Below are 18,838 nucleotides of genomic sequence, written 5' to 3' on the forward strand. Positions count from 1 at the left end.
TGAAGCGCCTACGGTCGCAACCGCCGCCACAAACCGGCGACCCGGGTGGTCCACCCCGCCTGGCTGCGTGGTTCCGGAGAGTCGTTGTCCGACAACCCTTCCAGCGGCGGCATGATCGCGGTCTGCTCCAATGTGCTGACCGCGGGGATCATTTGGGTTCGGCCGAGCTTGTCCACCGACGGCCGACCGGCCTCGTCCGGGGTTCGATCTCGCAACGAAGGTGCCTCCGCAGCACCGTTCGCATCGTCTGCCGCTCCAGCGGGGATGACCATAGCTGTCCTTCCAAGCCTGAAGCCGCTCGCATTGGCACGGCCTGATGTGGCCCAGATCATATGACGCCCCACCCCGCATCGCCCGGCCCACCCCACCTGCGCCCGATATCCAGCCCGAACTGCGGGTCATGACCGATCGGTCCAGCCCGAGCAATCGCCCCGGGCGTCATCTGAAATGCCTCGCGGGCATTGCATCTCCGATCATCCCCTGGCAACAACCTCGTCGCACGGTCGCACGCTCGCACCGGTCGCGGGGTTTGGCGAGGTTGGCGGGTTACGGCCGCCGGGTTGTCGGGCCGCCAGGTGGCCGGGCTGTGGGGTGGCCGGGCCGCCAGGTGGCCGGGTGGTCGTGCCGAGGGGTTGGCGGGCTACGGCTGGCCGAGCCGCGGGGGCGCGGGTTGCGGGCCGCGGGGTAGCCGGGCCGCGGAGTAGCCGGGTCGCGGGGTTGTCGGGCGGTGGGGTTGCCGGGGTACGGCTGGCCGTGCCGCGGGGTGGCCTCGTTGCGGGTCGCGAGGGTCGCCGGGTTGCGGACGGTCGATTGCCCCGCAGGAGACTGCGGGGCATTCGAATGGATTGTTCAGTGGCGGCGACGCGGTCGCGGCGGGTGACTACGCCGGTCCGGTTTTGGCGAGCACCTCGAGGTAGTGCGGGTTCGACATCAGGCCGAGGACGTTGCCGAAGGGGTCGACGACCGCTGCGGTGACGAAGCCGGTGTTGCCGCGTGGGGTGATCGGATCGTATTCCTTGGCGCCGAGCTCGAGCAGCCGGTCGAAGGTGGCTTGGAGGTCGTCGACGTGCCAGTTGACGATCGCGCCGCCGGGGGCGTTGTGGGCGCCCGCCGGTCCGTATGCGCGGTTGACGATGCCGAATTCGTGCAGGTAGTCGCCGATGCGGAACTCGTAGTAGCCGCCGGGGACGTGGAAGTACGGCTCGATGCCGAGGAACTCGGTGTACCAGTCCTTCGCGGCCTCCAGATCGTCGGCGTAAAACGTGCTCGTCGCCATTCCTCGCAGCATTGTGGTCTCCTTCTTCGGTTTGTTCCTTGCTGGTAAAACCATCATCCGCCCTAAAGTGCTCACCTAATGAGCACTTTTTCGGGCAGAATTGTGCGCATGCGAGCGGACAGACTTGTGGCGATCCTGCTGATGATGCAGACGCGCGGACGAGTGACGGCGGCCGAGGTCGCGGAGGAACTTGAGACCTCGGTTGCTACCGCGCGCCGCGACCTGGAGGCGTTGTCGACGGCGGGCGTCCCGGTCTACCCGCAGCCCGGCCGTGGCGGCGGCTGGTCCCTGGTCGGCGGCGCGCGCACCGACCTCACCGGCTTGACGGCGGGCGAGGCGCGGGCATTGTTTCTGCTGGCTGGGCCGTCGGCGAACGCGGTGCCGGAGGTGAAATCGGCGCTGCGCAAACTGGTTCGCGCCTTACCGCAGCCGTTCCGCACCGATGCCGCGGCGGCAGCCGACGCCGTGGTGATCGATCCGGCCCGCTGGGGTCAGACCGACCGCGAACTGCCGCCGGTGGTCGCGCTGCTCCAGCGAGCGGTGGTGCAGCGCAACAAGGTTCGGCTGCGCTACGCCAGTAAGAAGGGCGAGCACACCGAACGACTCGTCGACCCGTGGGGCCTGATCGACAAGGACGCCATCTGGTACCTCATCGCGGGCACCGCCAACGGCCAGCGCACCTTCCGCATCGACCGCATCACCGAGGCGGTCGTGACCGACGAAACCGCCCACCGCCCAGCCGATTTCGACCTCTCGGCGACCTGGAACGAGGTGGTGGACGAGCTCGAGCAGCGCCGTGCCGCCACCGCCGCCACCGTCCTGATCTCCGAGCGCCTGCTGCCCATCCTGCGCAATCAGCAGGGCAGGCACTGCGTGGTCGACGGCCCGATCGAGGACGGCCGCATCCGTGTCCAGGTCACCGCCCCCACCGCGTGGATGCTCGCCCAGCAGCTGGCTGGCTGGGGAGCCTCCATCGAAGTCCTGGACCCGCCGGAAGTCCGCACCGAACTCGCCCGGATCGGCACCGAACTTCTCGAGCGCTACCACTCCTGACCCGGAACCCCTCGAAAGTGCATACGACCGTTCGTGCATTAAAGTACGACCGTACGTTCTTGTATGCGACTTTTCGTGGAAGAATGGAGCCATGCCCGAGCCGACCACCCCTGTCGACCAGCAGCAAGGCACCGATCAGCGCTTGGCGAAGGGCGCGCGATCCCGGGCTTCGATCGCCAGACACGCCGCCGACGTCGCCTCGGTCGAAGGCCTGACGGGCGTGAGCATCGGCAAGCTGGCCGCCGATCTCGGCATCAGCAAAAGCGGCATCGCCACCTTGTTCGGCAGCAAGGAGAGCCTGCAGTTGGCGGCGGTCAAAACGGCCCGCGAGGTCTTCATCGACCAGGTGATCACGCCCAGTCTGGCCGAGCCGAGCGGCATGCCGCGCCTGCGTGCCCTCGTGAACCATTGGTTCGGCCAGGTCGCCGAACCTGCATTTCCCGGCGGCTGCTTCCGCGTCGCCACCCTCGCCGAGTTCGACAGCCGGCCCGGCCCCATCCGGGATGCCATCGCGGCGGACCACCGCGACTTCCTCGCCTTCCTGTCCAAGGAGATCCGCCTCGCCCAGGAACAAGGCCACCTCGGCGAGCGCAACGCCGACATCATCGCCTTCGAACTGGACGCCGTCATATCGGCCGCGCACACCGCTCGTCAGATGGACGACGAGTGGGGGGTCGCGACGGCTAGAGCCATCGTCGACAATCTGCTGAGCACCTAGCGGGGCGCGCTGTCAGGCCGACATCGTGAGAGTCGTGGTGATCGCCGCGTCGTAGCGGTCCCAGACGATGTCGGTGAGAGCTGCGTGGGGTCCGATGACGTCGGCGTGCAGCACATTCGGTGCGGCGGCGACCAGGCGATCGGTGAGCAGGCCGGGTGCCAGGAACCACGGTGCGACGAGAATTTCCTCGGCGCCACGCGTGCGCAGCCGGGAAATCGCTTGGGGCAGTGTCGGTTCGGTGGTAGCGAAGCAGACCTCGGTGCGATGGCCGGTAAGTGCGGCAAGGCGAAGGGCTACCTCGGCGGTGCGGGCATTGGCGGCGGGGGAGGAGGAACCCACGGCGGCAACAGCGATCCCCAAGCGACGATTCGTCCGTGCGCCCAAGGGATCTCGGCCAGTCGAATAGGTGCACGCCCCTGCCACACGATCCGCCAGAGCCGCGATCAGCCGGGCCTCGGGTCCGAGGACCTCGGCCTGGGTCAGTTGCAGCTGAGGATGCCGAGCCTGCGAGGCAGCGAGTAGACCGGGCAGATCCACCCGTGCATGAAAGGCGCTACCCAGCAACAGCGGCGTGACCACCGCATTGGTATGCCCCTCGGCCGCAACAGCATCCACGACCTGCTCCACGGACGGCGCATTGAGATCGAGAAACGCCAACCGCACATCGACGCCCGGCCGCGCCGCCGCCAGCTCGGCCACCACCGCAGACATCGTCGCGGCCGACCGCGGATCCCGGCTCCCGTGCGCCACCGCGATCAGGGCGGGGCGGCCGAGCGCCGCCGCCACGTCACTGTTGATCGCGCGAGCCGCCAGGCCCCCACCCACCACGGGAGTGACGGCAGGCCAGGTGACGCCGGACGGATCCGTCATCTCAGACTCCGGTACCGACCTCGACCGCCGACAGCACGTCGCCGACGAGGCCTGCGGCGAGGGTGTTGCCGCCGGACGGGTCGATCAACAGGAAGCTGCCGGTGTGCCGGTTCACTCGGTAGTCATCGACTGCGAGCGGTTCGGCGACGCGCAGGGAGACGCGGCCGATGTCGTTGAGCGCCAGTGATTCCGGGTTCGGGTCGGCGATCATGCGCTGCTCGTCGAAGCGTTCCAGCAGGCCGCCGACGATCGCCTGGGTGGTGCGGGTGCCGTGCTTGAGCAGCAGGCGGGCGCCGGGGCGCAGCGGCTTGTCGCCGAGCCAGCAGACGGTGGCGTCGAAGGTGTCGATCGGCTCGGGGGCGTCGGCGACCGAGGCGATGGTGTCGCCGCGGGAGATGTCCACGTTGTCGGCCAGGATCAGCGTGACGCTGCGGCCGGTCTGCGCGACCGCGAGTTCCCCGTCGGGGGTGTCGATCCGTTCGACGGTGGTGCGGATCCCGGACGGCAGCACAACGACCTCGTCACCCGGTGCGACCGAACCGGCCGCGATCTGCCCCGCGTAGCCGCGGTAGTCGGGGTACTCGGCGGTGCGCGGCCGGATCACGTACTGGACCGGAAAGCGAAGTCCCAGTGTGTGATTGCCGGTGCTGTCGGCGTCGACCGGCACCGACTCGAGGTGCTCGATCAGCGAGGGGCCGTTGTAGTACGGGGTGTTGTCCGAGCGGGTGGCGATATTGTCGCCGTGCAGCGCGGAGACCGGAATCTCCAACACGTCGTCGTCGGACCAGCCGAGGGTGCGGGTGAGCCGGTTGAACTCGGCCGAGATCTCGGCGAACACGGTCGCCGCGTCGTCGACCAGGTCGATCTTGTTCACCGCGAGCACCAGCTTCGGCACGCCGAGCAGCGCGAGAACCGCAGCGTGCCTGCGAGTCTGCTCGATAACGCCCTTGCGCGCGTCGACGAGCAGGATCACCAGCTGCGCGGTCGACGCACCGGACACCGTGTTCCGGGTGTACTGCACGTGCCCCGGCGTGTCCGCGAGCACGAAAGAGCGCTGCGGTGTAGCGAAGTAACGGTAGGCGACATCGATGGTGATGCCCTGCTCACGCTCCGCGCGCAGCCCGTCAACGAGCAGCGAAAGGTCCGGTGTGGCAAGACCTTTGTCCACCGAGGCGCGGGTCACGGCATCGATCTGATCGGCGAGCACGGATTTCGTGTCGTACAGCAGACGCCCGACCAGAGTGGACTTACCGTCGTCGACAGAACCGGCGGTAGCCAGCCTCAATAGGTCGGACATGTCAGAAACTACCCTCTCGCTTACGTTTTTTCCCCGGGACGTTGCCCACGCCGCGCACCAGGTTCACTGCGGTCGCCATCAGAAATAGCCTTCGCGCTTACGGTCTTCCATCGCGGCTTCCGACACCCGGTCGTCGCCGCGGGTGGCGCCACGCTCGGTCAACCGCGATGCGGCCACCTCGGCGAGGATCGCCGCGTTGTCGGCCGCATCGGAAAGCACCGCGCCGGTGGATGACCCGTCGCCGACGGTGCGGTACCGGACCGAAAGCGTCTCCAGCACTTCGTCTTCCCGTGGTCCGCCCCACACACCGGGGGTCATCCACATGCCGTCGCGCTGATACACCGGACGCTGGTGCGCGTAGTAGATGCTCGCCAGGTCGATGTCCTCGCGAGCGATGTAGCGCCAGATATCCAGCTCGGTCCAGTTGCTCAACGGGAACACCCGGACATGCTCGCCCGGCGCGTGCCGCCCGTTGTAGAGGTTCCACAGCTCGGGCCGCTGCCGCTTCGGATCCCACTGCCCGAAGGCGTTGCGCAGCGAGAAGATTCGCTCCTTGGCCCGGGACCGCTCCTCGTCGCGGCGGCCGCCGCCGAACACCGCGTCGAAGCGGTGCTCGGTGATCGCGTCGAGCAGCGGGACGGTCTGCAGCGGATTGCGGATGCCGTCCGGGCGTTCGGTGAGCCTGCCGTCGGCGAGGTAGTCCTCGACCTTGGCGACGTGCAGCCGCAGCCCGTACCGCTCGACGATCTTGTCCCGGAACTCCAGCACCTCGGGCAGATTGTGCCCGGTGTCCACGTGCAGCAGCGCGAAGGGCAGTGGCGCGGGCCAGAATGCCTTGAGCGCCAGATGCAGCAGCACGGTGGAGTCCTTGCCGCCGGAGAACAGGATCACCGGCCGCTCGAATTCGCCGGCCACCTCGCGGAAGATGTGGATCGACTCCGACTCCAGCGCGGCCAGGGTATCGAAATCGCTGATGCCGAAGGCACGCTCGGTGGACTGGTCGCTCACCCGTTCGCTCACGTTCATGGTCTCCGTCATGACTGGTGCAACCCGCATTCGGTCTTGGCGAGGCCGGCCCAACGCCCGCTTCGTGGATCGGATCCCGGCTCCGGCTTCCGTGTGCACGGAGCGCAGCCGATGGACGGATACCCCTCCTCCACAAGGGGATTGACGAGGATGCCGTGCTGTTCGATGTAGTTCTGCATCTCGTCGTCGGACCAGGCGGCGATCGGATTGATCTTCACCAGTCCGAACGCCTCGTCGAACGAGATGAGCGGCGCGTTGGCGCGGGTCGGCGACTCGACTCGGCGGATGCCGGTGACCCACGCGTTGTACCCGCTCAACGACTTCTTCAGCGGAACGACCTTGCGCAGCCTGCAGCACTCACCGGGGTCGCGCCCGAACAGGTCCTTGCCGAGCAGCTGATCCTGTTCGGCGACAGTGTGTTCCGGCCGGACGTTGATCACGTTCACCCCGTACACCGCCTCCACGGCGTCCCGGGTGCCGATGGTCTCGGCGAAGTGGTATCCGGTGTCCAGGAACAGCACGTCCACCCCGGGACGGACCTGCGCGGCCAGGTGCACGAGCACGCCGTCCTGCATGTTCGAGGCGACGATGTAGCCGCCGGGCGCCTGCGGGTCCGCTGCGGCGGAACCGAAGGTGTCCTCGGTCCACCGCAGCAGGTCGAGCGCCGAGGCGTCCGGGCCGAGATCGGCGGCACCCCGCTCCGCGATGGCCCGCAGCTCCTCCTCGGCCAGTTTCGCCACCAGTTCGGTTGTCACAGTTGATCTCCCATCTTCGCAGCGAGGCTCATTTCAAATCGGCCTCGTCGGCGCGAACGACCCACTGCGCGAATCGTTCGCCATCCTCGCGATGCTTGATGAAGTTGCGCACCACCCGCTCGATGTAGTCACCGAGCTCGTCGCTGGTCACCTTGTGCTGACGCAGCTTGCGCCCGAAGGCGCTGTCGAAGCCGAGGCTGCCTCCCAGGTGAACCTGGAAGCCCTCCACCTGATTCCCGGTGCCGTCGTCGACCAGCTGGCCCTTGAACCCGATGTCGGCGATCTGCGACCGCGCGCACGAGTTGGGGCAGCCGTTGATGTTGATGGTGACCGGAACGTCGAGCTGCGCATTGAGATCCGCGAGCCGCTCCTCGAGTTCGGGCACCAGCGCCTGAGACCGCTTGCGGGTCTCGGCGAACGACAGCTTGCAGAACTCGATTCCCGAGCAGGCCATCAGGTTTCGCCGCCACAGCGACGGACGCGCCTGCAGGCCGAGGGGAGCCAGCTCGTCGATCAGCGCGTCGACCTTGTCGTCGGCGACATCCAGCACGATGAGCTTCTGGTACGGGGTGAACCGGATCCGGTCCGACCCGATCCGCTCGACCGCATCGGCGACCTTGGTGAGGATCGTGCCCGAGACCCGGCCCGCGATGGGGGAGAACCCGACCGCGTTGAGCCCGTTCTTCAGCTTCTGCACGCCGACGTGGTCGATCGGCTTGGTCGGCTGCTCCGGCGCAGGCCCGTCGATCAGCTTGCGCTTCAAGTACTTTTCCTCGAGCACCTCGCGGAACTTCTCGATGCCCCAGTCCTTGACCAGGAACTTCAGCCGCGCCTTGGTGCGCAGGCGGCGGTAGCCGTAGTCGCGGTAGAGCGAGACAACGGCCTCCCACACGTCGGGCACCTCGTCCAGCGGCACCCACGCGCCGACCCGTTGCGCGAGCATCGGATTCGTGGACAACCCGCCACCGACCCACAGGTCAAGGCCGGGCCCGTGCTCGGGATGGTTCACCCCGACGAACGCGACGTCGTTGATCTCGTGCACCACATCCTGCTGGCCCGAGATCGCGGTCTTGAACTTGCGCGGCAGGTTGGAGTACTCCTTCTTGCCGATGTAGCGGCGCACGATCTCGTCGATGGCAGGCGTCGGGTCGATGATCTCGGTGAGCGACTCCCCGGCCAGCGGCGAGCCGAGCACCACGCGCGGGCAGTCGCCGCACGCCTCGGTGGTCTTGAGCCCGACCGCCTCGATCCGCTGCCAGATCTCGGGGACGTTCTCCACCTCGATCCAGTGGTACTGCACGTTCTCGCGGTCGGAGAGGTCGGCGGTATCGCGGCCGAACTCGGTGGAGATCTGGCCGAGCGTGCGCAGCTGCTCGACGTTCAACGCGCCCGCGTCGCAGCGGATGCGCATCATGAAGTACTTGGCCTCGAGCAGGTCGATGTTCTCGTCACCGGTCCAGGTGCCGTCGTAGCCCTGCTCGCGCTGGGTGTAGAGACCCCACCAGCGGAAGCGGCCGCGCAGGTCGCCCTTGTCGATGCTGTCGAAGCCCTGCTTCGAGTAGATGTTCTCGATTCTGGCGCGGACGTTGAGCGGGTTGTCGTCCTTCTTGGACTGCTCGTTCGGGTTCAGCGGTTCGCGGTAGCCGAGCGCCCACTGGCCCTCCGCCCTGCGGCGCACCGGCTTACCCGTGCGGGCGCGCGGGCCTGCCGAGGCCTCCGGACGCGGGCGGTCGGGACGGACGCGACGCTCGGCGGCGGGGCGTTCGGGGCGTGGGTGGTGACCCGGCCGGGATTCAGGGCCGGACTGATCGATCGGACCGGCGTCGGTGCTCGACGTCATGGGGTCGCTCCTGCGGGGTGGGTTTACATCCGTGCTGGAGGCGCGAGGGGCTGACTCGCACCTGCGGTGTCAGCGGGACCGATGAGGTCGATATGCGGGATCGCCGGGAGAACCCGGGGATGGGCGTCGCTGAGCTACCGAGGGGAATCGGGCAGACAGCTGGCGCTACAGACGCGCTTGTAGTCGACGTGGCGACGTGCCACAAGTCGTACTCCCGATGCGCGCATGCAGCCTATTGTGCCACCTCAACGGGCCGCTTCCGACCGTAGATCGATATTTTCCGCAAAAGTGCGGGAAATCCCCTGGACCGTTCGGCGGATATGTGACGGCGGTCATAGATCATCCGTCGATGGCGGCCGGTGATACGGCGGGCTCACCAAAAGTGAACTGCGCCACTCCTGCTGAGTTCGCCGCCGTCGAGGTCCGCCAGCGCTACTCGACTGAGCCGGCCAGGCTACCGGCGCAGGTTCCCGATGTACGTCGCAGACAAGAGAGCTGCTGCCCACCGCCAACCAGAACGCCGTCATCGCCGAATGCCGAGCGGTATCGGTGAGGTGGCACTGGAGTTGGCGTTGCGCGAGTAACGAACAGCATCAGTTCCCCATGATCGTTCGTCCAGGTCCCATCAGCGTCGCGGGGGAGGCGTCGAGTGTTGGTTGTGGGGCGACCTGCACACTGGAGGGGTGAGTTCACCTGCGGCTATCCCTGTCGGCACCGAGACGTCCGGACCGGTGCTCAGCGACTTCGGGGGCGGTCCGTTCGGGATATACGTGCATGTGCCGTTCTGTGCGACACGCTGCGGATACTGCGACTTCAACACCTACACGGCGGGTGAGCTCGGGACTTCAGCGTCGCCACAGTCCTGGCTGGCGGCGCTGCGGGGTGAGTTGGCCACGGCGGCAGAGCAGTTCGCGGCGCTGCCGACCGCAACGCCGGAGGTGGCGACGATCTTCGTCGGTGGGGGCACCCCGTCCCTGCTCGGCGGCGACGGATTGGCCGCGGTCCTCGATGCCGTTCGCGCCAACTTCGCCCTCGCCTCGTCCGCCGAGGTGACCACCGAGTCCAACCCCGAATCCACCTCGCCGGAATTCTTCGACCAGATTCGCGCCGCCGGCTTCACCCGGATCTCGCTCGGCATGCAGTCCGCCGCCGCGCACGTGCTGAAGGTGCTGGACCGCATGCACACTCCGGGCCGGGCCGTCGCCGCCGCGCGAGAGGCCCGCGCCGCCGGTTTCGACCACGTCAACCTCGATCTGATCTACGGCACCCCCGGCGAACGCGACAGCGACCTCGACGCAAGCCTCGACGCGGTGCTCGACGCGGGCGTCGACCACGTCTCCGCCTACTCGCTCATCGTGGAAGACGGCACCGCACTGGCCCGCCGCGTGCGCCGCGGCGAACTCCCCGCGCCCGACGACGACGTACTCGCCGCGCGCTACGAACGCATCGACGCTCGCCTCACCGCCGCGGGATTGAGCTGGTACGAGGTGTCCAACTGGGCCGCGAGCGAAGCCGCGGCCTGTCGGCACAACCTCGGCTACTGGGACGGTGGTGACTGGCTCGGCGCGGGTCCCGGCGCGCACAGCCACGTCGGCGGCGTGCGCTGGTGGAACATCAAACACCCCGCCCGTTACGCCGACCGCGTCGCCGCAGGCGGCCTGCCCGCCGCAGGCTGGGAAACCCTCACACCCGACGAGCGCTACACCGAACGCGTCATGCTCGCCGTCCGGCTCCGCACCGGCCTGCCCCTCGCCGAACTGGACCCGGCTGGCGCCGCGGCGGCCGACCGCGTCATCGCGGACGGTCTCGCCACTCGGGTGGGCGACCAACTCGTCCTCACCGACCGAGGCAGGTTGTTGGCCGACGGAGTAGTCCGTCAGCTACTCGTCCCGTAACCGTCCACACGGTTCCCGCACGGCCGTCGGTCGAGCGGCGCCGCGACCGGAATATCCGGCTCCTCGCTGGGCCCACGTCGAGCGGCACACAGGCGGAGGTCTCCCGGCCAACGTCGCCACCATGCGCCACTCGACGGAGACGGTTGCCGCTCAGCTACGGGCTCGCCGGACTTTGTTCGGCCCAGCGGTGTCGAGAGGGGTCGACACCAAGATTCGCACTTCGGCCGGCTCGTCTGGCGTTGCCGTCTGGAAGTGCCGCGCGGCCGATCCTCGCCATCATGTGACGTAACACTCACCTTGCTTCGGTCGGGATCGGGTGTGCGGTCGAGGAGCCCTCCGCGCCGACAAAACCACCTTCGGCGGCGTTCAGTAGCCTCGGCGGCCAGGCTCGCCCCGGGGCGCTCGCAAGCGCCCGACCACCCCGGCTGGCGTGGGAACTCGTTCCCGTACGGCGCGCCCCGCCACCGGTCGAATTGTCTGCATCGTGCCGCCCGACAGACCCCGGTCAGCGAACTGCCGGGTCGGTTCGGCTGTCGCGGAGCGAGCGCGCCTTGTAGGCTTCGAGCAACCCCAAGGAGATTCATGTCCCCGGCACGACACATCACTCTCATCCACGAACCGGGCGAATTCGCCGAGGCGCGGGCAAATGAAAAGGCCGAAACTGCGCGACAGAGCGCGGTGGCCGCACGCACCGTTGCCAGCTATTCACAGAACGCCGATGATTGCCAATCCCTATTGGCGATGCTCGGCCTGGACGCACTCGCCGGCAAACAAGCCAGAGTCTGCGACTGACAAACCGCCCCGTGGGCGAAAGCCATTCGCGGGGTGTCTCCCGTAAGCGTTGAACCACACGCGACGGGTCACGAAAACCACAGCGCCGCGCGATCATTGCGATCGTGCGGTGTCTGGCATCGGTATGCGCGGTAGATGGACTCCGCTGCTGTGCTGGCGGGTCACGATGTGGCCGTATGGCCGTGCACGCGACCTTCGGCATGTCACCGTGCGGCGTGGTTCGCGGGTGACCTTCGCCAGTCCGCAGTGTCGCTGCCATGGGCTGAGCCGCACGCGGCGCTGCTGGTTGCGACCGTCTGGATTTGCGGCGGCCCGCCCAGGCCACGTCGCCCAGAAGGCCGAGCGGGCGCACACGTAGATCGAGGATCGCCCAGTAGACCGAGCCAGGCACAGCAGACCGGGCCAAGCACGATCCTCCTCGTCCGCTGCAGCACTGGTCACGCTCTCACCTCCGTGGCTGCATTCGGGCTCATGACGCCAGCCGTGCCCAGGTGGGTAGGCGTTGGGCGTGGCGCATAATTACGTGATCACGAAGGGGGACGGCGTGGGAACTGAGGATGTAAGCGGTTGGAGCCGGGGTGGATTCGAGGCAACCTGCGCGCATATGGACAATTCGGGCTCTGTCGATCTGCTGTACGCGGTCCGGCACGGGCAGAGCACTGCGAATGTTGCTGCTGCTGCAGGCGAACTCATCGAATCCGACGACATGACGATCGAACTGACCGGGTTGGGGGAGCGGCAGGCCGTTGCGGTCGGCCGATGGTTGGTTTCCCTGGAACCTGATCAGCTCCCTGACTTAGTGCTTTGCTCGCCGTACCTGCGGGCGGTGCAAACCTGGCAACTCGCCGAACAAGAACTGCGGGCGGCGAACCGCTCACTTCCGTGCCTGCACATCGATCAGCGGCTGTACGACCGATCCCGTGGCCGGTTGAAACACCTACCGCCGACCGCTGTGCGCGAGCGCTTCCCCGACGAACCCGCGAAAGAAGCCCGCGACCCACTCGGCTACCGCCCACCTGGCGGCGAGTCGTTCAGGGATGTCGCCGAGCGCCTCCGCGGCGTCGTGTCCGATCTGCGATCCGAGCACCGGCACCGCCGCGTGCTGATCGTGGCGCACGACGCCGTCGTGCTGTTCCTTCGGCAGATTCTCGAGAACCTCACCGACGCAGCGGTTTTGGCGCTCGCCGAAGCGGGACTCGCGGGCAACGGCTCGATCACCAGCTGGCAACGCACCGCCGACGGCTATCAACTGTTGACCTACGACCAGCGCACCCATCTACCGGAATCCTGAGCACATTTCACCAATTGACGCCGCCCGCAACGTGAACCGGCGTCACCGTTCGATGATGTTGTCCCGCAACGCCGGTGGGAGCCCGACCACGAGTTGCGAAACATTCCTGCGCACCTGACCCACCCGGAGCTCCGGCGGCAACGACTGCCACACCTGACGGATCTGCTCACGCGCGTGGTCCAGTTCCCCTTGCCGAGTCCACAGGGCGGCCATGTCGAGATCGAGCAGCGCCCGACCCACCTGGTCCTTCTCCGCCATCGGCAACTCGAGCATGCGGTCGCGGACCGCCTCGGCCGCCCGCCAGTCACCGATCGAACTCAGCGCATGCGATTGATGCCAGCGCAGAATGTATTCGGAGGTGCCGAGGTTGTCGTCGGTCGTCGCGGTCTCGGGCAGCGCGTCGAACATCCGCTCCGCCGCGTTCACCGCCTCCAAGGCGTCGCGGCGCCGCCCGATTCTGGCCTGGATCCCCGCCTCGGCCAGCAGCCCGAACACCCCCGCTGCGGTCGGCGTACGTCCGCTGGTCGCCTGTGCCGAACGGGCTGCGGCCAATCCTTGATCGAGCGCGTGCCGATAGCACTCGTGGGTGTGCGCCATGTGTCCGGCCAGCCACGCCTCGAGCGCGGGATCGCCGGCATGGCGGGCGGCCCGGCGCGCTTTGGCGAACCACATGAAGGTGTCGTGCAGATCGGCGACATCGTTCAGTCGAAAAGCGATGAGGCCAGCCAGGATTGCCTCTATGCGGTGCAGCCGCCGGTGCAGATCGGCGGAGTGATCGGTCAGCTTCACATGCTGGACCTGAGCCAGGTCACGCATCCGCGCCGGAATGTATTCCGAAGGGGGAAGGACGTATACGAGATAGCCGCTGAGTTCGAGGCTTTCCTCCAGTGCGCGCACGGTATCTCGCGCGGTGGAGCCGACATGCGAAGCGGGAGCGACGACCAAGCGGCCGGGTAAAGCGGGAGAAGGGGTTTCGTCGTCGGTGTAGTCGTGTCCGAAACCGAGCCGGTCCGGTCGCGTGCGATACAACCGGCACAGGGCGTCGAGGAACTGATACGTCGGCATGTCCAGGCCGGTCTCCCAGCGGGACACGCTCTGATGGGACAACCCCCGGCACGACGATCCGTCGGCGCTGACAATCTGCTGTAGTCGCTGCGCGACATCGACGAGTGTGAACCCATGCGCGATGCGATGAGCGCGCAACAAGGAGACCCCGCAATGCGATCGCACCGCGTGTACCTGCTCCCACGTCGACCCACCCGCGGCCTCGTATTCGCGTACGACTCGTCTTCCGCACGCAATGCTGTGCTGCCCACCCACAACATCTCCAGATCATTGGTGTTTCTGATAGTCGGGACACGCGTAGGTATCTGCGACGTCCGCGCTTTCGACGGTATCCCTGCCCTACGACTTCGTCCATAAAAGTCGTGGTTCTGCGCGTAAGGCGTGCAAGAGCGGGGCAATCCCTGGCCGCAGGGCCCGGTCAGCGGCACGCTGGGGGTATGAAAAAAATCGTCATCGTCGGCAGGGTCCTGGCAAACCCGGAGTGTGCCGCTGACGAGGATGACCATGTGTCATTCGCCCACAAAATGGTGCACGTAATGACGCCTATCGCGACTGTGGTGACCGCACTGGCCACCTTCGTGACCGCGGCCTCGGAAATGAACACCCTGGCCGTGACGGCCCTGGCGGGAGCCTGGGTGGTGGCGGGCTGGCTGGCTCGCGGCCGCCGCTGTCACTGTCGTGAAGATCGAAAGCACGCCCGGCTGCATAATGCGGCAGGGGGTACCGCCTAGTCGAATGTTGCCCTGACCGAGGCACGCGCCGGACACGTGACGCCGTAGCGGGAGTCGATCAGCCCGCACCGTTGTAGCTGCGGCAAGTCGCGAAAAAATACCCGGGAGTACGGAACCTGGGTGTCGCTCAAATCGGTAATGTGAGCGATATCAACGGGTCCGAGATCGTACAAAGCAGACATTTCACTGACCTGCGCGGTATCGGAGCGCTGGTTCTGCTAACCGCGTCATTTGCCATGCTCACTGTGGTATCGCGGTATCTCGGTGGCGGCTTCACCGCGCCCCAACAGGTCTATCTCCGTACGGCTCTGGCGTTCTTCATCGCGATAATCGTATTCAGCCGATGTATCCGCTGGCGTACCGTGCTGCGGATCAGTGCGCGGGAATGGTGCGTGGTGATCGGACGCACCGTGCTGCTGTACGTAGTCGGCACCACGCTGTTCGCCAAGGCCGCCGGTATGACGGCGGTGAGCGACATTTCGTTCATCGCCGCCTTACCGCTGGTCGCGGCCCTCGGGATGCTGCTGCGCAGCGTGCGCGTGTCTGCCGTGCGGGTCGTGTTCGTCGGTGGGTCCGCCGTGGGAGTCGCGATCCTGTCGGGATTCGGTGGCAATGCGTCGAGCTCGCTGAACTACGGCAACCTGCTCGCATTGGTCGCCATGGTGGCCATTTCGCTGAGTTACCTCGGCCGTGAGCTGCACGACGGAACGTTGAACAATCACGAACTCACCGCGCTGACCCTCGGTGTCGGCGCGGTGGGTGTCGCGCTGACCTCGCTGCTGCAAAGGGATGGTCTGCCGCACGTGCCTGCGCACGCGTCAGCGGTAATGCTTTGGGCCGCAGTCGGTATCGGCGGACTGCTCAGCGTGCTGAACGTCTTCCTGATCAACTACTCGTTCGAGCGGGTGGACCCGGTGCTCAGCGGAAACATGCTGACCGTCGAATGCGTGTGGGGGTTACTGTTCGGACTGATCTTCTTCGGTCAGATGCCTACGTGGAGCGGGATCATCGGCGGTGCGCTGATCGTGTTGTGCGCGCTGGCGCTGAACATGCTCGATGGGCGCGGTGCCACGACCGTCACCGAGCCCGATGGCGACGATCCGGTGACCGCGCAGCAACCGGAGCTCGCGCTGGCCGCGGCCGAGCAAGCGCCGCCGGTACTCCGGATGTATCTGTCGGAGGAGCACGATCAGCCGCGCACGCAGCGGGAGGAAGAACTGGCCGCGAGCCACTCGTGGATCGGGGCGTGGGAGCCGGCGAATGGTCGAGGTCAGCGGTCTGCGGCCAGTTGAGGAGGATCGATGCACGGCGTCCCTCGGCTGTCGCGGCGCGGTTGTCACGAGTTCTTTCGAGCCGCAGGTCGCAGGCATTTATCTGGGTTTGTCCGATTCGGATTCATCAGCGATGGAGTTATTTAGCGTCAGCAATATTTCTCTTCGGAAATGGTTAATGCTCGACTGTTAATTGTGCGCTCAACATTTGCGACACTTGTGAACGCATTATCCCGAACGCCGCAATGCGATTTATCACCACAGGTATCAATGTGCAGGCGATCGCAATTGTTACGTCAAGTAGATGGTTACCAGCTGGCATCTTCGAGACGATTCAAGGCCTGAGTTATCCAGGTGGTGAAGTGACCGATCAGGTCGGTGGGGGTGGTGGGGCGGATGGTGATGTGCGGACCGCGGATTTCGGTGTAGCGGCCGTCGTCGGTGATGTCGTGCCACTGCAGGACGTGCCAGGGCTGGGCCTGGGTGGATAGCGGGGCGGCGATGAGGACGGCGGTGCCGCCACCGTCGGCGGGGCGGCCGACCAGGCGTTGGTACTGCTCGCGAGGGGTTTGACGGGCGACGTCTTCGAAGTAGCCGTCGCGGCGCGGCGCGATGTCGTCGGGGTGGAAGGTGGCAGGCGCGGCGGTGCCGGGCGGGCAGGGCGGCACGGACTGAACGGTGCGTGCGGCAAGGCTTTCCGGGCCGAACATGCGGACGCGGATCGAGCCGTGCTCGGTGGCGGTACCTGCCTGCATCAGGGTGACGGCGTGATAAGCGTTGCGGGCGCCGATGACTCGGTACTCGCGCAGGTCCTCCCGGCCGGTGCTGTTCTTGTGTTTGCATGTGCCGCCGAGGATTTCGATCCGCAGGTCGGAGGTGCCCAGGGTATGCAGGGCCAGTTGAATCTCCTCCAGCTCGTCGGAGGTATAGCGATCACGCACGGCGCGACGATGTGCCGCGAACTCGTCACGCAAAGCGAACCGGCTCGTGTAGCGCAGGGGGCCGGGAAACCGATCATGGGCATCGGAATACCAGAGTGCAGCGAAATCGTCTGGTTCCCAAGTCCATTCAGTCATCTCGGTCCGATCTTCTACGTGGTCGTTCTGTTCGTGAGCGCCATTGACGGCCGCGCTCGCACCACCCGGTCCTCATCGGGTAGGACTCCCGCGAACGGGACACGACGGCGGCGAAGCGCGAGTTGCTCCCGTCATGTCCCGTTCGGCGCGGTGTCGTCTGGTCTAAGTGGTGTTGTCGCCGCCGATTACGCCGCCGGGGATCGTTCTCGGGAGCTCGCCGAGCAGTTCGTCGGTGTTCTCCTGGGTGATCAGGTAGTCGGGGATCTTGTGTTCGGAGTCGTCCTCGGACTGACCACCTCGCGCACCCATGCCCGGGGCGCCCATGCCGGGGGTACCGCTCGCGCCACGGGCGCCCGCCGCGGCCGCTGCCGCCGGGGTGGACGTGGTGCCAGGAATGGCGGGACTGCCGGGGATACTGCGGCCGGGTTGCGGAGTCTTCGAACTCGGCGAACCTGGACTGCTGGGGCTATTGGGACTGCCCGTTCTGCTGGGACTGCCGGGACTGCTCGGAGAGTACGGCGTCCCCGTGCCGGTCGGCGCGGTCTTCGCCGGATCAGTGGAGGTGGGGTTGCTCGGCGTCGGCGTGGTCGGGTTGGTGCCGGCCGGTGTGGTCTGAGTGCCTGCCGGGTTCGTCGAGGCAGGTGTGGTCTGCTCGGCCTTCGGGTTGTCAGCCGACTTCGGATTCTGGGTCGACGGTTCGTCGGGCTTACCGTCGCCGTCTTTGTCGCCGGGAACGGTGGAGTTGTTCGGAGTCGGGTCGTTGGTAGTCGACGTGGGTTGATTCGGCTGACCACCATTGCTACTGGTGTCGGTGTTGTATCCGCCCGGCGGAGGTGTGATGTCGACACCCTTGGTGGGACTCGTCGGGGTAGGCAGGACTGGGATCTTGCCGTCGATCTGGCTGAACGGCTGCACGTAGTGCTCGTTCATCGCAACGCGCGCCTTCTGCGCCTCCTCCGACTGGTCCCGCTGCAAGTCCCACCGGCGTGGCGGCCAGGCCCAAGACGTCCACGTGACCTCGACGGGATCGGGAATCGCCTTCTTGGTGTTCACGATCGCGGTCGCCGCGTCGCGCACCCGGGTATGAAGTTCGGCCAACGCGGGCGTCAGTGTGTGGGCGTCGGTCGTGTAGGCCTGGATCGAGTTCTTCGAATCCTCGGCAGCCGGCCCGGACCACGCTTGAGAGATCGAGTTCTGGATCGAGCGGGCAAAGGTTGCCACGCCCTGCTCCCAGAGTTGGTGCATCTGCCAGTACTTTTCGGCCTGATCGATCGCGTTGGTGGTGTCGAGCGGGTCGAACGCACTCTTGATCTCTGGGTGATCCCAGCTGTCGGTGTGCTCGCCGCCGCCCGGAATCCGCGGGGGTTCGTAGCCGGTCATCTGGCGGTTCCGTCCGGGAGGAGGTATGGGCCAGCGGGGAGCTGCGCGGGTGGGCGCTCCGGGAGGATCTCGTTCAAACGCGTGAACTCGCTGGCAAAGTTGCTGTCCGCCTGCATCATTCGCTCCCGGACTGATCGATAGACGGACTGGATGTCATCGACGATTTTGTAGTGCTGCTCCATCACCGTATAAACGTCGTTACCGTCTTTCGCTTGTTTGGCTTTCTGTCTGAACCGATCGACCACTGTGCCCGCTGACACCATCTGGTTGTTAGTCTCTCCGAGCCCCCAGCTGGGCTGATTCGACACTTCGTCTGCGATCGTCTGGATTCGCTGGATTGTGCGCTTGAAGTAGTCGCAGTCGCGGTCGATGTAGACGAAGTCTTCTGGCTTCATCTCAACCGCCAGTTGGCCTTCGCGAGCTGCGCTGATCAGGTTCGACATCGGTCGAGGCGATGGTGTCTGATCGTCCCCCATGATTCCTTCCCTCCCAATCGGGGCCG

19 protein-coding genes are annotated in these 18,838 nt (G+C 66.5%); 7 read left to right on the top strand and 12 right to left on the bottom strand.

The window, feature by feature from the left end; genetic code table 11:
* Window positions 1–8: 8 nt before the first annotated feature.
* Window positions 9–215, bottom strand: a complete 207-nt coding sequence (locus ACIHA7_RS15385) for a hypothetical protein (protein WP_397289726.1) — start codon at window positions 213–215, stop codon at window positions 9–11.
* A 665-nt stretch (window positions 216–880) separates the two neighbouring features.
* The gene (locus ACIHA7_RS15390; RefSeq protein ID WP_397289728.1) at window positions 881–1,288 is read right to left on the bottom strand and encodes a VOC family protein; all 408 of its coding nucleotides are present in this window, start codon (window positions 1,286–1,288) and stop codon (window positions 881–883) included.
* Between the two features lie 96 nt (window positions 1,289–1,384).
* Between ACIHA7_RS15390 and ACIHA7_RS15395 the strand changes: the two genes are divergently transcribed.
* Both ACIHA7_RS15395 and ACIHA7_RS15400 read left to right on the top strand, forming a co-directional pair.
* The gene (locus ACIHA7_RS15395; RefSeq protein WP_397289730.1) at window positions 1,385–2,329 is read left to right on the top strand and encodes a helix-turn-helix transcriptional regulator; all 945 of its coding nucleotides are present in this window, start codon (window positions 1,385–1,387) and stop codon (window positions 2,327–2,329) included.
* A 91-nt stretch (window positions 2,330–2,420) separates the two neighbouring features.
* Window positions 2,421–3,047: a TetR/AcrR family transcriptional regulator gene (locus tag ACIHA7_RS15400; protein ID WP_397289733.1), complete on the top strand. Its 627-nt coding sequence runs from the start codon at window positions 2,421–2,423 to the stop codon at window positions 3,045–3,047.
* Between the two features lie 12 nt (window positions 3,048–3,059).
* Here the strand turns inward: ACIHA7_RS15400 and ACIHA7_RS15405 are convergent, their stop codons facing one another.
* From ACIHA7_RS15405 to ACIHA7_RS15430, 6 genes are all read right to left on the bottom strand, one after another.
* Window positions 3,060–3,917, bottom strand: coding sequence for a sirohydrochlorin chelatase (locus ACIHA7_RS15405; protein WP_397289735.1), 858 nt, complete (start codon window positions 3,915–3,917; stop codon window positions 3,060–3,062).
* Between the two features lies 1 nt (window position 3,918).
* A complete protein-coding gene (locus tag ACIHA7_RS15410; protein WP_397289738.1) occupies window positions 3,919–5,214 on the bottom strand; it encodes a sulfate adenylyltransferase subunit 1 in 1,296 nt (431 codons plus the stop codon).
* Window positions 5,215–5,292: 78 nt separating this feature from the next.
* Window positions 5,293–6,240, bottom strand: coding sequence for a sulfate adenylyltransferase subunit CysD (gene cysD / locus ACIHA7_RS15415; RefSeq protein ID WP_397290773.1), 948 nt, complete (start codon window positions 6,238–6,240; stop codon window positions 5,293–5,295).
* An 8-nt stretch (window positions 6,241–6,248) separates the two neighbouring features.
* Complete coding sequence (locus tag ACIHA7_RS15420; RefSeq protein ID WP_397289740.1) at window positions 6,249–6,995, bottom strand: phosphoadenylyl-sulfate reductase; 747 nt, start codon at window positions 6,993–6,995, stop codon at window positions 6,249–6,251.
* Between the two features lie 28 nt (window positions 6,996–7,023).
* Entirely contained in the window at window positions 7,024–8,835 is a 1,812-nt protein-coding gene (locus ACIHA7_RS15425) for a nitrite/sulfite reductase (RefSeq protein WP_397289742.1), read from the bottom strand.
* Window positions 8,836–8,969: 134 nt separating this feature from the next.
* Window positions 8,970–9,062: an Ms4527A family Cys-rich leader peptide gene (locus ACIHA7_RS15430; RefSeq protein ID WP_370465231.1), complete on the bottom strand. Its 93-nt coding sequence runs from the start codon at window positions 9,060–9,062 to the stop codon at window positions 8,970–8,972.
* A 504-nt stretch (window positions 9,063–9,566) separates the two neighbouring features.
* Between ACIHA7_RS15430 and hemW the strand changes: the two genes are divergently transcribed.
* The 3 genes from hemW to ACIHA7_RS15445 all read left to right on the top strand — a co-directional run bounded on the left by hemW (window position 9,567) and on the right by ACIHA7_RS15445 (window position 12,813).
* Window positions 9,567–10,730 carry a radical SAM family heme chaperone HemW gene (gene hemW / locus ACIHA7_RS15435; protein ID WP_397290775.1) on the top strand — a complete coding sequence of 388 codons (1,164 nt, stop codon included), beginning with the start codon at window positions 9,567–9,569 and terminating at the stop codon, window positions 10,728–10,730.
* Window positions 10,731–11,312: 582 nt separating this feature from the next.
* Window positions 11,313–11,522 carry a hypothetical protein gene (locus ACIHA7_RS15440; RefSeq protein ID WP_107654883.1) on the top strand — a complete coding sequence of 70 codons (210 nt, stop codon included), beginning with the start codon at window positions 11,313–11,315 and terminating at the stop codon, window positions 11,520–11,522.
* A 604-nt stretch (window positions 11,523–12,126) separates the two neighbouring features.
* The gene (locus ACIHA7_RS15445; RefSeq protein ID WP_397289746.1) at window positions 12,127–12,813 is read left to right on the top strand and encodes a histidine phosphatase family protein; all 687 of its coding nucleotides are present in this window, start codon (window positions 12,127–12,129) and stop codon (window positions 12,811–12,813) included.
* 42 nt (window positions 12,814–12,855) lie between these two features.
* Here ACIHA7_RS15445 and ACIHA7_RS15450 read toward each other — a convergent pair whose 3' ends face one another.
* A complete protein-coding gene (locus tag ACIHA7_RS15450) occupies window positions 12,856–14,133 on the bottom strand; it encodes a helix-turn-helix domain-containing protein (RefSeq protein WP_397289748.1) in 1,278 nt (425 codons plus the stop codon).
* 182 nt (window positions 14,134–14,315) lie between these two features.
* On the opposite strand from ACIHA7_RS15450, the gene ACIHA7_RS15455 reads away from it, so the two are divergent.
* Together ACIHA7_RS15455 and ACIHA7_RS15460 are read left to right on the top strand one after the other, a co-directional pair.
* Window positions 14,316–14,609 (top strand): hypothetical protein, encoded by a 294-nt coding sequence (locus tag ACIHA7_RS15455; protein WP_397289750.1) that lies wholly within the window; start codon window positions 14,316–14,318, stop codon window positions 14,607–14,609.
* 236 nt (window positions 14,610–14,845) lie between these two features.
* Entirely contained in the window at window positions 14,846–15,901 is a 1,056-nt protein-coding gene (locus ACIHA7_RS15460) for a DMT family transporter (RefSeq protein WP_397289752.1), read from the top strand.
* 287 nt (window positions 15,902–16,188) lie between these two features.
* Here the strand turns inward: ACIHA7_RS15460 and ACIHA7_RS15465 are convergent, their stop codons facing one another.
* The 3 genes from ACIHA7_RS15465 to ACIHA7_RS15475 form a co-directional block, all read right to left on the bottom strand.
* Window positions 16,189–16,956: an ESX secretion-associated protein EspG gene (locus ACIHA7_RS15465; RefSeq protein WP_397289754.1), complete on the bottom strand. Its 768-nt coding sequence runs from the start codon at window positions 16,954–16,956 to the stop codon at window positions 16,189–16,191.
* Between the two features lie 162 nt (window positions 16,957–17,118).
* The gene (locus ACIHA7_RS15470) at window positions 17,119–18,336 is read right to left on the bottom strand and encodes a hypothetical protein (protein ID WP_397289757.1); all 1,218 of its coding nucleotides are present in this window, start codon (window positions 18,334–18,336) and stop codon (window positions 17,119–17,121) included.
* On the bottom strand, window positions 18,333–18,779 hold the full coding sequence (locus ACIHA7_RS15475; RefSeq protein WP_397289759.1) for a hypothetical protein: 447 nt from the start codon (window positions 18,777–18,779) through the stop codon (window positions 18,333–18,335). The genes ACIHA7_RS15470 and ACIHA7_RS15475 overlap by 4 nt, the downstream gene beginning before the upstream one ends.
* Between the last annotated feature and the right edge of the window lie 59 nt (window positions 18,780–18,838).

It is taken from the genome of Nocardia sp. NPDC052316 (genome assembly GCF_044547795.1).
Classification (GTDB): Bacteria; Actinomycetota; Actinomycetes; order Mycobacteriales; family Mycobacteriaceae; genus Nocardia.

Coding starts and splice junctions, on each gene's coding strand:
- ACIHA7_RS15390 (WP_397289728.1), bottom strand. CDS start 1,288: ATGCTGCGAGGAATGGCGACGAGCACGTTTTACGCCGACGATCTGGAG.
- ACIHA7_RS15395 (WP_397289730.1), top strand. CDS start 1,385: ATGCGAGCGGACAGACTTGTGGCGATCCTGCTGATGATGCAGACGCGC.
- ACIHA7_RS15400 (WP_397289733.1), top strand. CDS start 2,421: ATGCCCGAGCCGACCACCCCTGTCGACCAGCAGCAAGGCACCGATCAG.
- ACIHA7_RS15405 (WP_397289735.1), bottom strand. CDS start 3,917: ATGACGGATCCGTCCGGCGTCACCTGGCCTGCCGTCACTCCCGTGGTG.
- ACIHA7_RS15410 (WP_397289738.1), bottom strand. CDS start 5,214: ATGTCCGACCTATTGAGGCTGGCTACCGCCGGTTCTGTCGACGACGGT.
- cysD (WP_397290773.1), bottom strand. CDS start 6,240: ATGAACGTGAGCGAACGGGTGAGCGACCAGTCCACCGAGCGTGCCTTC.
- ACIHA7_RS15425 (WP_397289742.1), bottom strand. CDS start 8,835: ATGACGTCGAGCACCGACGCCGGTCCGATCGATCAGTCCGGCCCTGAA.
- ACIHA7_RS15430 (WP_370465231.1), bottom strand. CDS start 9,062: ATGCGCGCATCGGGAGTACGACTTGTGGCACGTCGCCACGTCGACTAC.
- ACIHA7_RS15440 (WP_107654883.1), top strand. CDS start 11,313: ATGTCCCCGGCACGACACATCACTCTCATCCACGAACCGGGCGAATTC.
- ACIHA7_RS15445 (WP_397289746.1), top strand. CDS start 12,127: ATGGACAATTCGGGCTCTGTCGATCTGCTGTACGCGGTCCGGCACGGG.
- ACIHA7_RS15455 (WP_397289750.1), top strand. CDS start 14,316: ATGAAAAAAATCGTCATCGTCGGCAGGGTCCTGGCAAACCCGGAGTGT.
- ACIHA7_RS15460 (WP_397289752.1), top strand. CDS start 14,846: ATGCTCACTGTGGTATCGCGGTATCTCGGTGGCGGCTTCACCGCGCCC.
- ACIHA7_RS15465 (WP_397289754.1), bottom strand. CDS start 16,956: ATGACTGAATGGACTTGGGAACCAGACGATTTCGCTGCACTCTGGTAT.
- ACIHA7_RS15470 (WP_397289757.1), bottom strand. CDS start 18,336: ATGACCGGCTACGAACCCCCGCGGATTCCGGGCGGCGGCGAGCACACC.
- ACIHA7_RS15475 (WP_397289759.1), bottom strand. CDS start 18,779: ATGTCGAACCTGATCAGCGCAGCTCGCGAAGGCCAACTGGCGGTTGAG.